Annotated in this window: 16 protein-coding genes; 11 read left to right on the top strand and 5 right to left on the bottom strand. The window is 65.7% G+C overall.

The genetic code is table 11. The annotated features are described in order from the left end of the window. Positions 1–22: 22 nt before the first annotated feature. The 8 genes from nuoN (at position 23) to BAMB_RS11470 (ending at position 6,465) form a co-directional block, all read left to right on the top strand. Entirely contained in the window at positions 23–1,477 is a 1,455-nt protein-coding gene (gene nuoN / locus BAMB_RS11505; protein ID WP_175783437.1) for an NADH-quinone oxidoreductase subunit NuoN, read from the top strand. Next, positions 1,477–1,773, top strand: a complete 297-nt coding sequence (locus BAMB_RS11500; RefSeq protein ID WP_006756909.1) for a DUF2818 family protein — start codon at positions 1,477–1,479, stop codon at positions 1,771–1,773. The genes nuoN and BAMB_RS11500 overlap by 1 nt, the downstream gene beginning before the upstream one ends. 167 nt (positions 1,774–1,940) lie before the next feature. Next, positions 1,941–2,531 (top strand): NUDIX domain-containing protein, encoded by a 591-nt coding sequence (locus tag BAMB_RS11495; RefSeq protein WP_011657476.1) that lies wholly within the window; start codon positions 1,941–1,943, stop codon positions 2,529–2,531. A gap of 138 nt (positions 2,532–2,669) precedes the next feature. Continuing rightward, positions 2,670–3,092 (top strand): DUF1178 family protein, encoded by a 423-nt coding sequence (locus BAMB_RS11490; RefSeq protein ID WP_006750470.1) that lies wholly within the window; start codon positions 2,670–2,672, stop codon positions 3,090–3,092. A gap of 54 nt (positions 3,093–3,146) precedes the next feature. After that, complete coding sequence (locus tag BAMB_RS11485) at positions 3,147–4,343, top strand: acyl-CoA dehydrogenase family protein (RefSeq protein WP_011657475.1); 1,197 nt, start codon at positions 3,147–3,149, stop codon at positions 4,341–4,343. 19 nt (positions 4,344–4,362) lie between these two features. Then, entirely contained in the window at positions 4,363–5,496 is a 1,134-nt protein-coding gene (locus tag BAMB_RS11480) for an acyl-CoA dehydrogenase family protein (RefSeq protein ID WP_011657474.1), read from the top strand. Between the two features lie 34 nt (positions 5,497–5,530). Then, the gene (locus BAMB_RS11475) at positions 5,531–5,992 is read left to right on the top strand and encodes a MaoC family dehydratase (RefSeq protein WP_011657473.1); all 462 of its coding nucleotides are present in this window, start codon (positions 5,531–5,533) and stop codon (positions 5,990–5,992) included. Beyond that, complete coding sequence (locus BAMB_RS11470; RefSeq protein WP_011657472.1) at positions 5,989–6,465, top strand: MaoC family dehydratase; 477 nt, start codon at positions 5,989–5,991, stop codon at positions 6,463–6,465. The genes BAMB_RS11475 and BAMB_RS11470 overlap by 4 nt, the downstream gene beginning before the upstream one ends. 51 nt (positions 6,466–6,516) lie before the next feature. Here the strand turns inward: BAMB_RS11470 and BAMB_RS11465 are convergent, their stop codons facing one another. Next, complete coding sequence (locus tag BAMB_RS11465) at positions 6,517–7,209, bottom strand: glutathione binding-like protein (protein WP_011657471.1); 693 nt, start codon at positions 7,207–7,209, stop codon at positions 6,517–6,519. Between the two features lie 173 nt (positions 7,210–7,382). Then, positions 7,383–8,174: an oxepin-CoA hydrolase, alternative type gene (locus tag BAMB_RS11460; protein WP_011657470.1), complete on the bottom strand. Its 792-nt coding sequence runs from the start codon at positions 8,172–8,174 to the stop codon at positions 7,383–7,385. A 211-nt stretch (positions 8,175–8,385) separates the two neighbouring features. On the opposite strand from BAMB_RS11460, the gene BAMB_RS11455 reads away from it, so the two are divergent. Then, entirely contained in the window at positions 8,386–9,042 is a 657-nt protein-coding gene (locus tag BAMB_RS11455; protein ID WP_011657469.1) for a glutathione S-transferase, read from the top strand. Positions 9,043–9,090: 48 nt separating this feature from the next. Here the strand turns inward: BAMB_RS11455 and BAMB_RS11450 are convergent, their stop codons facing one another. Together BAMB_RS11450 and BAMB_RS11445 are read right to left on the bottom strand one after the other, a co-directional pair. Further along, positions 9,091–10,263 (bottom strand): pyridoxal phosphate-dependent aminotransferase, encoded by a 1,173-nt coding sequence (locus tag BAMB_RS11450; RefSeq protein WP_011657468.1) that lies wholly within the window; start codon positions 10,261–10,263, stop codon positions 9,091–9,093. Between the two features lie 31 nt (positions 10,264–10,294). Further along, entirely contained in the window at positions 10,295–10,792 is a 498-nt protein-coding gene (locus BAMB_RS11445) for a putative toxin-antitoxin system toxin component, PIN family (RefSeq protein ID WP_011657467.1), read from the bottom strand. 57 nt (positions 10,793–10,849) lie between these two features. Here BAMB_RS11445 and yaaA point away from each other — a divergent pair, with 57 nt between their 5' ends. Together yaaA and BAMB_RS11435 are read left to right on the top strand one after the other, a co-directional pair. Next, positions 10,850–11,632, top strand: a complete 783-nt coding sequence (gene yaaA, locus BAMB_RS11440) for a peroxide stress protein YaaA (protein ID WP_011657466.1) — start codon at positions 10,850–10,852, stop codon at positions 11,630–11,632. Between the two features lie 134 nt (positions 11,633–11,766). Continuing rightward, complete coding sequence (locus tag BAMB_RS11435; protein ID WP_011657465.1) at positions 11,767–12,921, top strand: M14 family metallopeptidase; 1,155 nt, start codon at positions 11,767–11,769, stop codon at positions 12,919–12,921. 84 nt (positions 12,922–13,005) lie between these two features. On the opposite strand, the gene BAMB_RS11430 is transcribed toward BAMB_RS11435, so the two are convergent. Continuing rightward, complete coding sequence (locus tag BAMB_RS11430; RefSeq protein ID WP_041491223.1) at positions 13,006–13,653, bottom strand: BspC domain-containing protein; 648 nt, start codon at positions 13,651–13,653, stop codon at positions 13,006–13,008. Between the last annotated feature and the right edge of the window lie 6 nt (positions 13,654–13,659).

Raw genomic sequence — 13,659 nt, 5'->3', positions numbered from 1 at the left:
AATCAAGATCATGAACGCACCTATGAATGTCCTGTTGCCTGACGCGCTGGTGATGGTCGCCATCGTCGTCGCATGGCTGAACGACACCTTTACCGGTGCCGCTGGCCGCCGCCTGACCTATCTGATCGCGGTGGTTTCGTCGGTCGTCGCCGGCGTGTGGTTCGCGGTGCAGGCGCTCGACCCGCACCCGTACTACTTCTTCTCGCGGATGGTCGTCGTCGACTCGTTCGCGAGCATGATGAAGGCCGTCGTGTCGATCGGCTTCGCGGTCTCGCTCGTCTATTCGCGCAAGTACCTCGAAGACCGCGACATGTTCCGCGGCGACGTCTTCCTGCTGGGCATGTTCTCGCTGCTCGGTCAATTGGTGATGGTGTCGGGCAACAACTTCCTGACGCTGTACCTCGGCCTCGAACTGATGTCGCTGTCGCTGTACGCGGTCATCGCGCTGCGCCGCGACGCGCCGCAGTCGAGCGAAGCCGCGATGAAGTACTACGTGCTGGGCGCGCTCGCGTCGGGCTTCGTGCTGTACGGCATCTCGATGCTCTACGGCGCGACCGGCTCGCTCGAGCTGGGCGAGGTGTACAAGGCAGTCGGCGGCAACACCGACGCAGCCGTGCTGATGTTCGGCGTGGTCTTCATCGTCGCCGGTATCGCGTTCAAGCTTGGCGCCGTGCCGTTCCACATGTGGGTGCCGGACGTCTACCAGGGCGCACCGACCGCGATGACGTTGTTCGTCGGCGGTGGCCCGAAGGTTGCCGCGTTCGCGTGGGGTCTGCGCTTCCTGGTGATGGGCCTGCTGCCGCTCGCCCAGAACTGGCAGACCGCGCTCGTGATCCTCGCCGCGCTGTCGCTGATCGTCGGTAACATCACCGGTATCGTCCAGCGCAACATCAAGCGGATGCTCGCGTATTCGGCGATCTCGAACATGGGCTTCGTGCTGCTCGGCCTGCTGGCCGGCATCGTGAAGGGCGACGCGGCCGCACCGGCGAACGCGTACAGCTCGGCGATGTTCTACGCGATCGTCTACCTGATCACGACGCTCGGCTCGTTCGGCGTGGTGATGCTGCTCGCGCGCCGCGATTTCGAAGCGGAGACGATCGACGACTTCAAGGGCCTCAACAAGCGCAGCCCGGTGTTCGCGTTCGTGATGATGGTCATGATGTTCTCGCTGGCCGGTATCCCGCCGACCGTCGGCTTCTACGCGAAGCTCGCGGTGCTCGAGGCGACCGTCAACGCGGGTCTCACGTGGTTGGCCGTGCTGGCGGTGATCACGTCGCTGTTCGGCGCGTTCTACTACCTGCGCATCGTCAAGCTGATGTACTTCGATGCGCCGCAGGACACGGCCCCGATCACCGGCGATTTCTGCAAGCGCTCGATCCTCGTGCTGAACGGCGTCGCGGTCGTCGTGCTCGGCCTGATCCCGAGCCCGCTGCTGACGGCCTGCCTGCAGGCGATCCGTCATACGCTGCCGCTGTAATGTCGGCAGCCGGCTGGTTCATCGTGCTGTTGGCGCTCGTCTGCGCCAACGTGCCGTTCCTGAACCAACGCCTCTTCGCCGTCGTGCCGTTCGGCGCGACGAAGAAGAACGCGTGGGTTCGGATCGGCGAGCTGATCGTGCTGTATTTCGTCGTCGGCGCCCTCGGCTTCTGGCTCGAGTCGCGTGCCGGCAACCGCTTCGAACAGGGCTGGCAGTTTTACGCGATCACCTTCAGTCTTTTTGTCGTGTTCGCGTTTCCCGGCTTCACGTTCCAGTATCTCGTCAAACGACGCTGACAAGGGCCTGTCCGCCAGAAGGGCCGATCGCGGCGTCATGCTCCTCGTGAATACGTCGAGTATTCGCTTCGTCGCATTCCTTGCGCTCGGCCCTTCTGGCGGCCAGCGCAAGCTTGTTATTAGCGCGGACAGGCCCTTGGCCGTCGCGCTCATCCACGGAGCCGCCGATGGCCGAACTACCCAATCATGACGCCGCACTGACCGAAACCTGCCTCGAGAGCGAGGCGATTTTCGAAGGCTCGTTCCTCAAGCTCAAGCGCGATACCGTCCGTTTGCCGGACGGCAAGCGCGCCACGCGCGAATACGTTCAGCACCCGGGCGCGGTGATGGTGATCCCGCTGTTCGACGACGGCCGCGTGCTGATGGAAAGCCAGTATCGCTATCCGATCGGCAAGGTCATGGCCGAATTCCCGGCCGGCAAGCTCGATCCGGACGAAGGCGCGCTCGCCTGCGCGGTGCGCGAGTTGCGCGAGGAAACCGGCTACACGGCCCGCGAATACGTGTTCTTGGCCCGCATTCATCCGATCATTTCCTACTCGACCGAATTCATCGACCTGTATCTCGCGCGCGGGCTGACGGCCGGCGAGCGCAAGCTCGACGAAGGCGAATTCCTCGAAACTTTCACGGCGACGCAGGCCGACCTGCAGGAATGGGTGCGCACGGGCCAGATCACCGACGTGAAGACGATCATCGGCATGATGTGGCTCGACAAGGTGCTGTCCGGCACCTGGCCGCTCGGCCCGGTCCTGAACCCCTGACCGCGCGTCAGCGGCGGGTAGGGCGCCGCGTTACAATCCGGTGACGCGGACGCTTTCCGGCCGCGCGATCCTGATTTAGCACGATCGTTCACAAAAGCGCGTTTTGCGCTACACTCGTCACACGCCCTGATTCACAGCATGAAGGTCCTCGATTTACAGTGCCCGCACGGTCATCGGTTCGAAGGCTGGTTCGCTTCCGCCGATGAGTTCGAAGCGCAGTTGTCCCGCAAGCTGGTCGAATGTCCGGTGTGCGGGACGACCGAGATCAACCGGATGCCGTCGGCGCCGCGCCTGAACCTGTCGGGTGCGACGCAGGCGCAGCCGGCCGATCCGCGTGCGCTGCAGGCGCAGGTGATGCGCGCGCTGCGCGAGGTGCTGGAGAAGACCGAGAATGTGGGCGAGCGCTTCGCCGAGGAAGCGCGGCGCATCCATTACAACGAGGCGCCGGCACGCAGCATTCGCGGCGTCACGACGCCGGAGGATGCGCAATCCTTGGTTGAAGAAGGCATCGACGTGATGCCGCTGCCGATTCCCGCCGCGCTGAAAGAACCGCTGCAATGACGTACGCAGTGGGTCCTGGCCGGGCCGGATGGCCGCGGTCAGGAGACACTGCGCATGGATCTGGACTATTCCCCCGCCGACGACGCGTTCCGCGTTGACGTCCGCGCCTGGCTCGAGGCCAATCTGCCTCACGCCCTGCGCGCCAAGGTACTCGATCACAAACGACTCGACCGCGAGGATTTCGCGAGCTGGCACCGGATTCTCGGCCAGCGCGGCTGGTCCGCGCCCGCGTGGCCGGCTGAATACGGCGGCCCGGGCTGGAACGCGACGCAGCGCCACATCTGGGACGAGGAGTGCGCCCGCATCGGCGCGCCGACCGTGCTGCCGTTCGGCGTGTCGATGGTCGCGCCGGTGCTGATGAAATACGGCAGCGAAGCGCAGAAGCGCCACTATCTGCCGCGCATCCTCGACGGCACCGACTGGTGGTGTCAGGGCTATTCGGAGCCCGGCTCCGGGTCGGACCTCGCGTCGCTGCGCACCCGCGCCGAACGCCATGGCGATCACTACGTCGTCAACGGCCAGAAGACCTGGACCACGCTCGGCCAGTTCGCGGACATGATGTTCTGCCTCGTGCGCACCGATCCAGCGGCGAAGAAGCAGGAGGGCATCTCGTTCCTGCTGATCGACATGGCGACGCCCGGCATCACCGTGCGTCCGATCATCACGCTCGACGAGGATCACGAGGTCAACGAGGTGTTCTTCGAGGACGTGAAGGTGCCGGTCGAGAACCTCGTCGGCGACGAAAACCGCGGCTGGACCTACGCGAAATACCTGCTGGGCCACGAGCGCACCGGTATCGCGCGCGTCGGCGCGTCGAAGCGCGAGCTCGTGTTCCTGAAGCGCGTGGCGTCGCACCAGCAGAAGAACGGCAAGCCGTTGCTCGCGGATCCCGTGTTTGCCGCGAAGGTCGCCGCGCTCGAGGTCGAGCTGATGGCGCTCGAGGTGACGGTGCTGCGCGTCGTGAGCCGCGAGACGAGCGGCAAGGGGCCGGGCCCCGAGGCGTCGATGCTGAAGATCAAGGGGACCGAGGTGCAGCAGGCGCTCACCGAGCTGATGTTCGAGGCGATCGGGCCGCTCGCGGCGCCGTTCGACGTGCCGTTCCTCGAGGGCGAGCGCGAACACAGCATCGCCGGCGACGACGATGCCGCGCCGCTCGCCGCGTACTACTTCAATTATCGGAAGACGTCGATCTACGGCGGCTCGAACGAGATTCAGAAGAACATCATCGCGCAGATGATCCTCGGGCTGTGATCAGGGAACGGAGACAACCATGGATTTCAGCTTTACCGATGAGCAGCAACAGTTCGCCGACGCGCTGCGCCGCTATCTCGGCGAGCAGTACGGTTTCGACGCGCGCCAGGCGATCGTGCGCAGCGATGCGGGCGTGTCGGACACGCAATGGAGCGCATTCGCGGAGCTGGGCCTGACCGCGCTGCCCGTGCCGGAGGCTCAGGGCGGATTCGGCGGCGGCCCCGTCGACATGCTGGTCGCGATGCAGGAGCTCGGCCGCGCACTCGTGGTCGAGCCGTACTGGGCGACGGCGGTCGGCATCGAGGCGCTGCGGATTGCCGGTTCCGGCACGGGCGACGATGCCGCGCTGCTGGAAGCGGTCGCACAGGGGCAGAAGCGCCTGGCGGTCGCGTTTCACGAACCGCGGGCGCGCTACGACCTGTACGAACTCGGCACGCAGGCGCGCGAGCAGGGCGGCGCTTGCCGGTTGACCGGCATCAAGTCGGTCGTTCAGCACGGCGCACAGGCACACGCGTGGATCGTGCCCGCGCGGGTCGACGGCGGCGGCATCGGTCTGTTCGTCGTCGAGCGCGACGCCGCGGGAGTGAAGCTCGTCGACTATCGGACGATCGACGGCCAGCGCGCCGCAACCATCGAGCTGCATGAAACGCCCGCGCGGCAACTGACCGGCGGCGCACGCGATGCGGCCGCGCTCGAGCAGATTGCCGATTACGCGACCTTCCTGCTCTGCGCGGAAGCGGTCGGCGCACTCGACGAACTGAACCGCGCGACGGTCGAGTACACGAAGACGCGCGAACAGTTCGGCGTGCCGATCGCGCGTTTTCAGGCGCTGCAGCACCGGATGGTCGACATGCTGATTCACGCGGAGCAGGCGCGTTCGCTGACCTACCTGGCCGCGGTGCGTTACGCGGGCGGCGATGCCGATGCGCGGCGCAAGGCGGTGTCGGCCGCGAAGGCGCGGGTCGGCGCGGCAGCGCGCTTCGTCGGCCAGCAGGCCGTGCAACTGCACGGCGGCATGGGCGTGACCAACGAGGTGGCCGCCGCGCACCTGTTCAAGCGGCTGTCGATCATCGAGACGACCCTCGGCGACACCGATCACCACCTTGCGCGCATCGCGGCCCTGCCGGATTTCGCACAGGCCGACGCGGTATGACGGCGACGCGCGAGCGCGCCACAGGAGACACACAGTGGGTATCAGTTACGAAGACCTTGAAGTCGGCAGTACGACCGAAATCGGCCGCTACACGTTCGAGCCGGACGACATCAAGGCGTTCGCGCAACGCTACGATCCACAGCCGTTCCATCTGGACGAGGAAGCCGGCAAGGCATCGCCGTTCGGCGGACTGGTCGCGAGCGGCTGGCATACGTGTTCGGTATTCATGAGCCTCCTCGTCAAGAAGCTCGGGCCGGATTCGACCAGCATGGGTTCGCCCGGCATCGATTCGATCCGCTGGCTCAAGCCCGTGCGTGCCGGCGACACGATCACGATGCTCCAGAAGATCCACGACAAGCGCGTGTCGGCGAGCAAGCCTGACCGCGGCATCGTGTCGTCGGAGTGGATCGGCATCAACGGCGCCGGCGACACGGTGATCTCCGTGCATACCAAGGTGATCTTCGGGCTGCGCCATCCGCAAGGGGCGGGCGCATGACGGACGTGACATTGCCGCTGATCGCGTCGCCGCAGGCGCTCCATGCACAGATCGGCGCGGAACCGCTGGCAAGCGGCTGGGTCGAGATCGACCAGCGTCGGGTCGACGGTTTCGCCGACGCGACCGGCGATCGCCAGTGGATCCACGTCGATCCCGAGCGCGCGCGGCGCGAGTCGCCGTTCGGCGGTCCGATCGCGCACGGATTCCTCACGCTGTCGCTGATTCCCGTGCTGATGGCCGAGGCGATGCGCTTCGAGCAGAAGATGGGCGTGAACTACGGATTGAATCGCGTGCGGTTCCTGAAGCCGGTGCCGGTCGGCACGCGTGTGCGCGCGCTGTTCGCGGTGAAGGAAACCGCGGAGGCCGCGCGGGGCGGCGTGCAGGTCACATGGTCGGTATCGGTGCAGGCCGAGCGTCGCGACACGCCGTTGCTGGTTTGCGCGGCGGAATTCATTACGCTGCACTACTTCTGATGCGCGCGGCGGCATCGGCGGATGCCGCCCGCGTTGCCCACGCGTGCTGCTTCAGTGCTTCGCGTATTGCGTCGCGCCGAACAGCATCTCGCGCGCCTTGTCGTCCTGCAGTGCCTTGCGCATCGACGCGAGGACTTCGACGCCGCGCTGCACGGCCGGACGCGCGGCAATCGCTTCCTGCCAGCGCTTCACGTTCGGCAGCTCATCGAGCACGATGCCCTGGTTCTGCCACGAACGCGTCCACGGGAACGTCGCGATGTCCGCGATCGTGTACGTGTCGCCCGCGAGATATTCGGATTCGCCGAGGCGTTTTTCCATCACGTTGTACAGGCGCTTCGCTTCGTTCGTGTAGCGATTGACCGCGTATTCGATCTGCTCCGGCGCGTACAGGCGGAAGTGATGCGCCTGCCCGAGCATCGGGCCGACGCCGCCCATCTGGAACATCAGCCATTCGAGCGTCGCATAGCGCGCGGCCGGGTCGGTCGGCAGGAACTTGCCGGTCTTTTCCGCGAGGTACACGAGGATCGCGCCCGATTCGAACAGCGAGATCGGCTTGCCGCCTGGGCCGTCCGCGTCGACGATCGCGGGGATCTTGTTGTTCGGGCTGATCTTCAGGAATTCGGGCTTGAACTGGTCGCCCGCACCGATATCGACCGGATGCACGCGATACGCGAGGCCTGTTTCCTCGAGCATGATGTGGACCTTGTGGCCGTTCGGGGTCGCCCAGCTGTAGACGTCGATCATCGTCAACTCCTTCGTTGCATGCACGAAAACGGCGCCGGCAGGACGCCGCGACAGGCGGTCATTAGAGCATGGATCGACGTGCGCTGCAGGCGGCGGGAAGGCGCGGCCGCGCGCCGGCGCACGGCGTGTCGATGCGGCGCGGCGAGGCCGTTAGAACAGCGGGATTGCGCGGATCAGCGCTTGTAGCGCGGCTGGCGTTTCTCGAGAAACGCGGTAATGCCTTCGAACGCGTCCGCATGATGCAGCGACGCGACGAAGTGATCGCGCTCGGTGCCGAGATGGGTTTCGAGCGGCTGTGCGGGCGCATCGTCGAGCAGCGACTTGATGCGCGTGAGTGCGTTCGGCGAGATGCCGGCAAGCGAATCGGCCCACGCGAGCGCATCGGACAATGCGGCGCCGGGCACGGCGAGCCGATTGACGACGCCGAGCGCGTGCAGGCGTTCGGCCGCGACGGGCTTGCCTTCGAACAGGATTTCGGCGGCCAGCGCACGCGGCAGCGCGCGGGCGAGGAACCACGAGCCGCCGCCGTCGGGCGTGAGGCCGACGCGCGCATACGACATCACGAACTTCGCGTCGTGTGCGGCGACGATCAGGTCGCACGCGAGCGCGAGCGAGAAGCCCGCGCCGGCCGCCGCACCTTCGACCGCCGCGATCACGGGTTTCGTCGATGCGCGGATCGCCGTGATCCACGCGCCGAGCTGATCGATGCCGTCGGCCTGGTAGGACGGATCCTTCGAGCGGTTCTCGAGCAGCCGGTTCAGGTTGCCGCCCGCGCAAAAGAAACGATCGGCGCCCGTGAGCACGACCGCGCGAATCGCGGGATCACGCTCGGCGGTGGCGAGCGCTTCGACGCCGGCCGCATACATGTCGGGATGCAGCGCATTGCGCGCGCCGGGATTGGACAGCGTGAGGACGAGCGTCGATTCGCTCTCGGGCGGACGCGAGGCCAGCAGTTCAGCACTCATGCGAGGGTGTCTCCATCGGATGGCGAGGCTGCGGCGCCGCGCGTTGCGCGGGCTCGTGCGCATACCCGCGAGGGCGCTGCCGCAGCGGATGCATTGTTGTCGTGACGGACATCAAACTGCTTTAGACTAGCACGAACGTGCTTTTCAGCGCGACGAATCCTGGTGCGGCCGGCGTCGCTGCGGCCGCGCTCCCGCAACGAAGGAGACTCCGATGCTACAGCTGTGCGGTATTCCGTTGTCCAACTATTACAACAAGGTGAAGTTCGTCCTGCTCGAACATGACATCCCGTTCGAGGAAGCGACATGCACGTTGCCGGTCAGCGATCCTGCATTGCTCGCCGATTCGCCGCTCGGCAAGATTCCGTTCCTGAAGACGGAAGAGGGTGCGCTGTTCGAGTCGCAGGTGATCATCGAGTATCTGGCCGCGCGTTATCCCGACAAGGTCATTTTCCCGGCGGGGCTGTTCGCGGCCGCGAAGGTGCGCGAACTGATCGAGACGCTCGAGCTGTATCTCGAATGGCCCGCGCGTGAGGTCTATACGGAAGCGTTTTTCGGCGGCAAGGTCAGCGACGGGACCAAGGCGCATGTCGAGAAGCGGCTGCCGCGTGCGATCGATGCATTCAAGCGGATGACGCAGTTCTCGCCCTACGTGCTCGGCGACACGTTCGGTCTTGCGGACATCGCCGCATCGGTCCACCTGCCGGTGATCGGGATGGCGACGAAGGCCATCTTCGGCCGCGATTTCCTGCTCGACGCCGGCATCGACTGGAAGGCGCACGCGAAGCTGGTCGGCGAGCGGCCGGCCGCGCAGCGCGTGGCGGCCGATCGCAAGGCCTATGTCGAGGCGACAGCCGCCGCGCGTTCGTAAGCACTAGCCGGATACAGAGCGGGCAGCGCCTTGCTGCCCGTGCCGGACTTACAGGCGCGCGAGCCGCTCGAGTGCGGACGCGAGCGTGCTTTCCTGTTTCGCGAAGCAGAAGCGCACGACGCCCGATTCGTGCGGCTCGTGATAGAACGCCGACACCGGAATCGCCGCCACGCCGATCTCCGACGTGAGCCACTTCGAGAATTCCGCTTCGGGCAGGTCGCTGATCGCCGAATAGTCGACGCACTGGAAGTACGTGCCCGTGCACGGCAGCAGCTTGAAGCGCGTGCGTTCGAGGCCGGCGCGGAAGAAGTCGCGCTTCTTCTGGTAGAAGTCGGGCAGCGTCAGGTACGGTGCCGGGTCGCGCAGGTAGTCGGCGAGCCCGATCTGCGTCGGCGTGTTCACCGTGAACACGTTGAACTGATGGACCTTGCGGAATTCGGCCATCAGTGCGGCAGGCGCCGCGACATAGCCGATCTTCCAGCCCGTCACGTGGTAAGTCTTCCCGAAGCTCGACACGATGAAACTGCGCTCGGCCAATTCCGGGTAGCGCGCGACGCTCTCGTGCCGGGCGCCGTCGTAGACCATGTGCTCATACACTTCATCGGACAGGGTCAGCACGTTGGTGCCGCGCACGATCTCCTCGAGCTTGCGCATGTCGGCCTCGCGCCACACGGTGCCGGTCGGATTGTGCGGCGTGTTGATCATGATCATCCGCGTCTTCGGCGTGATCGCGGCGGCGAGACGATCGAACGGGATCGCATAGTCGGGCGCCTCCAGCGTGACGAACACCGGCTTGCCGCCGGCGAGCTCGATCGACGGCAGGTAGCTGTCGTAGGTCGGCTCGACGACGATCACCTCGTCGCCCGGATGCACCGCGCACAGGATCGCCGTCAGCAGTGCCTGCGTCGCGCCGGCCGTCACCGTGATCTCGGTGGCCGGGTCGTAGCGCCGGCCGTAGACCTGCGCGATCTTGTCGGCGATCGCGTCGCGCAGCGGGGCGACGCCCGCCATCGGCGGATACTGGTTGTGGCCGTTGCGCATCGCGGCCGCGACCGCGTCGACGATGCGCGGGTCACAGTCGAAATCCGGGAAGCCCTGGCCGAGATTCACGGCGCCTTTCTCGGCGGCGAGCGCGCTCATGACCGTGAAGATCGTGGTGCCGACGGTCGGCAGGCGCGATGGGAAAACGGGATTCGTAGGCATGTCGGAAGGAGCGTTCATCGATACGGTCGCAGCGTGTTGCGTCGGCCCGTCAGGCCGGCGTGGTGGGGATGGCCGACGCGGCATCGAGCGCGCAGGCTTCGGTAAACGGCGCGGGCTGCGCGATCCGGAAGCCGAAGTCGCGTGCGGTGCGCTTCGCGAGCTTGAGCAGCGCACGGTCCTTCGACACGAGCCAATCGGCCTGCGCGGCGCGCGCGAGTTCGAGAAACTTCTGATCGTCGCGGTCCTTGCACTTCGGCAACGGCGGCGCGTCGGCGTCGACGGGCGGCGGCTCGACGCGGCTCGTCAGGCGTGCGACGGTCGCGAGCGCTTCGGCCTTGTCGATCGCGCGCTCGCGGAACTGCGGGTAGTCGAGCACGAGCTCGAGTTCGTTCAGGCAGCGGCCGTCGATCACGGCGGCCAGCGTGCCGCGTTCGAGCGCAGCCCGGATCGGGCGTGTGGCAGGGTCGTCGAATACGAGTATGTCGATCCAGACGTTCGAGTCGAGCACGACGCGATGTGCGGCATGCGGGGCGGAGGAGCGGGTCATTCGTTACAATCGGTGGTTTTCGTCTGACCGCAAGGCACGGCGTGCCAGCGAGCCTCTATGATAATCGTTCTCTCTCCTGCCAAATCCCTCGACTACGATACGCCCGCCCACGTTCCGTCTTACACGAAGCCTGCATTCGTCGACGATGCGTCGGAACTGATCGACGGCCTGCGCAAGCTGTCGCCGCAGGACATCGCGACGCTGATGGACATCTCCGACCCGCTCGCGCGCCTGAACTTTCAGCGCTACGCGGACTGGTCGCCGACCTTCTCGCCGGCCAATGCGAAGCAGGCGGTGCTCGCGTTCAACGGTGACGTGTACGAAGGGTTCGATGCCAAATCGCTGTCGGCTGCCGATCTCGACTACGCGCAGCAGCACGTGCGCGTGCTGTCGGGCCTGTACGGGCTGCTGCGCCCGCTCGACCTGCTGCAGCCGTACCGGCTCGAGATGGGCACCCGTTTCGCGAACGCGCGCGGCAAGGATCTGTACGCGTTCTGGGGCGACCGGATCACGCGTGCGCTGAACGAGCAGCTCGAGACGCGCAGCGGCGTGGCGCGCGTGCTGGTCAACTGCGCGTCGACCGAATACTTCAAGTCGGTCAAGCCGAAACTGCTGGCCGCACCGGTCGTCACGCCGGTGTTCGAGGACTGGAAGGGCGGCCGCTACAAGATCATCAGCTTCCACGCGAAGCGCGCCCGTGGCCTGATGGCGCGCTATATCGTCGAGAACCGCATCGCCGAACCGGCGGCGCTGAAGGATTTCGCGCTGGAAGACTACGCGTTCGACGCCGCTGCATCGAACGATTCGACTTACGTATATCGCCGGCGAATCGGCGAGTGACCTGGCGGCCGTTCACGAGACGGCCGGCGCATGCATGCGGCCGGGCAGGCGGCAACTCCCGTTGCGCTCGACAGCTTTGCATGGGCCCGGAGTAAGTGCTGAAGCACCAACTCCGGTCGACAGTGGAGAGACAGATGACCCTTTCGATCACCAGCAATTTCGACGCGGGCGCCATCGACGTCGTGTCGTGCGACAGCCCGGACGCGATCCGGCTGCGCGTGCGCGGCGACAACCGCTCGGAATTCGCCCAATGGTTCTACTACCGCCTCACGGGCGCGCGCGGCGAGCGTTGCGTGATGTCGTTCGAGAATGCGGCCGAATGCGCGTATCCGTCGGGATGGCGTAACTACAGCGCGGTCGCGAGCTACGACCGCGTCGACTGGTTTCGCGTGCCGACGACCTTCGACGGCAAGACGATGACCATCGACCATACGCCCGAGTTCGACAGCATCTACTACGCGTATTTCGAGCCGTATTCGGAAGAACGCCACGCGGCGTTTCTCGGCGCGGTCCAGCAGTTGCCGCAGGCGCGCGTCGTCGAGCTTGGCCGCACGGTCGAAGGCCGGCCGATGTCGTTGCTGACGCTGGGTACGCCCGAAGTCGACGGCGCACCGAAGAAGAAGGTGTGGGTCATCGCGCGTCAGCACCCCGGCGAGACGATGGCCGAATGGTTCATCGAAGGGCTCGTCAAGCGGCTGGCCGGATGGGGCGATTGGGCGGGCGATCCGGTCGCGCGCAAGCTTTACGATCGCGCGACGTTCTACATCGTCCCGAACATGAACCCGGACGGGAGCGTGCACGGCAACCTGCGCACCAACGCGGCGGGCGCGAACCTGAACCGCGAGTGGATGGAGCCCGATGCCGAGCGCAGCCCCGAGGTGCTGGCCGTGCGCGATGCGATCCACGCGATCGGCTGCGACATGTTCTTCGACATTCACGGCGACGAGGATCTGCCGTACGTGTTCGTCGCGGGTTCGGAGATGCTGCCGAGCTTCACCGAGCAGCAGCGCAAGGAGCAGACCGCGTTCATCGATGCGTTCAAGGTCGCGAGCCCGGATTTCCAGACCGAGCACGGCTACGCGGCGAGCAAGTACAAGGAAGACGCGCTCAAGCTCGCATCGAAGTACATCGGCCACCAGTTCGGGTGCCTGTCGCTGACGCTCGAGATGCCGTTCAAGGACAACGCGAACCTGCCCGACGAGCGGGTCGGCTGGAACGGCGAACGCAGTGCGGCGCTGGGTGCCGCGATGCTGGCGGCAATCCTGGTGCACGTCGACACGTTCGCGTAAGCGCATCGCCGTCGACATGAAGAAAGCCGGCGCATCGTGCGATGCGCCGGCTTTTTCGCTTCTGTCGTTGCCGCTACCGTCCGATCAGGACTTCTTCGCGGTTTTCTTCTTCACGACTTTCTTCTGGCCGCTTGATTTCTTCGTTGCGGCGGCTTTCTTGCCGGTGCGGCTCGTTGCCTTGACCTTGCCGCGGTGCGACTTGCCCGTGAACTTCTTCGTCGACGACGACGGGCGCTCGACGCGCGGCTTCAGCGGCGGCACCGGATCGTTCCAGCTGAACGCAAGCATTTGCTGACCGACATAGCCGCAGCGGAATTTCAGCGGCGTCGGGTCGCTGCCGTCGCTATGGATGCCGAGGCCGTCGACGGTGACGATGTTGTCCACCTTTACGCGCTGCTTGCCCTGATCGAACGAATCGTTCCACGGCGTGATCGCCGCGTTGCCGCTTTCGAACGCCTTCGGCGCGAAGTCGACGCGATCGAAGGCCGACGACGTGCTGGCGATGAAGCTACCGTGCGCCGCACAATCGGCGACGATCGGATCGGCATGCATCTCGTTGACGAATTTGTTGATTAGTTCGGAGCGCTGGTCGAGGAGGTCGGCGAATACCGGTGCCGGAAGCGCAAGCGACAGGCCGGCGACACAGGCTGCCAGCTTGCCGAGCGCCCGGAAAATCCGGAGCGAGGCAGGAGAGCTGTCCATCTGGTTATTGGTGAGGAGCGAATGAGGCATCGGGCA

The sequence above is a fragment of the Burkholderia ambifaria AMMD genome (genome assembly GCF_000203915.1).
Classification (GTDB): domain Bacteria; phylum Pseudomonadota; class Gammaproteobacteria; order Burkholderiales; family Burkholderiaceae; genus Burkholderia; species Burkholderia ambifaria.
This window is presented reverse-complemented; position numbering and strand designations above follow the sequence as displayed.

Bases quoted from the DNA above. Each gene is read 5' to 3' on its own strand.
- BAMB_RS11500 (WP_006756909.1), top strand. From the start codon at position 1,477: ATGTCGGCAGCCGGCTGGTTCATCGTGCTGTTGGCGCTCGTCTGCGCC.
- BAMB_RS11455 (WP_011657469.1), top strand. From the start codon at position 8,386: ATGCTACAGCTGTGCGGTATTCCGTTGTCCAACTATTACAACAAGGTG.
- BAMB_RS11465 (WP_011657471.1), bottom strand. From the start codon at position 7,209: ATGATCGACGTCTACAGCTGGGCGACCCCGAACGGCCACAAGGTCCAC.
- nuoN (WP_175783437.1), top strand. From the start codon at position 23: ATGAATGTCCTGTTGCCTGACGCGCTGGTGATGGTCGCCATCGTCGTC.
- BAMB_RS11450 (WP_011657468.1), bottom strand. From the start codon at position 10,263: ATGAACGCTCCTTCCGACATGCCTACGAATCCCGTTTTCCCATCGCGC.
- BAMB_RS11485 (WP_011657475.1), top strand. From the start codon at position 3,147: ATGGATCTGGACTATTCCCCCGCCGACGACGCGTTCCGCGTTGACGTC.
- BAMB_RS11435 (WP_011657465.1), top strand. From the start codon at position 11,767: ATGACCCTTTCGATCACCAGCAATTTCGACGCGGGCGCCATCGACGTC.
- BAMB_RS11430 (WP_041491223.1), bottom strand. From the start codon at position 13,653: ATGCCTCATTCGCTCCTCACCAATAACCAGATGGACAGCTCTCCTGCC.
- BAMB_RS11445 (WP_011657467.1), bottom strand. From the start codon at position 10,792: ATGACCCGCTCCTCCGCCCCGCATGCCGCACATCGCGTCGTGCTCGAC.
- BAMB_RS11460 (WP_011657470.1), bottom strand. From the start codon at position 8,174: ATGAGTGCTGAACTGCTGGCCTCGCGTCCGCCCGAGAGCGAATCGACG.
- BAMB_RS11480 (WP_011657474.1), top strand. From the start codon at position 4,363: ATGGATTTCAGCTTTACCGATGAGCAGCAACAGTTCGCCGACGCGCTG.
- BAMB_RS11495 (WP_011657476.1), top strand. From the start codon at position 1,941: ATGGCCGAACTACCCAATCATGACGCCGCACTGACCGAAACCTGCCTC.
- BAMB_RS11490 (WP_006750470.1), top strand. From the start codon at position 2,670: ATGAAGGTCCTCGATTTACAGTGCCCGCACGGTCATCGGTTCGAAGGC.
- yaaA (WP_011657466.1), top strand. From the start codon at position 10,850: ATGATAATCGTTCTCTCTCCTGCCAAATCCCTCGACTACGATACGCCC.
- BAMB_RS11470 (WP_011657472.1), top strand. From the start codon at position 5,989: ATGACGGACGTGACATTGCCGCTGATCGCGTCGCCGCAGGCGCTCCAT.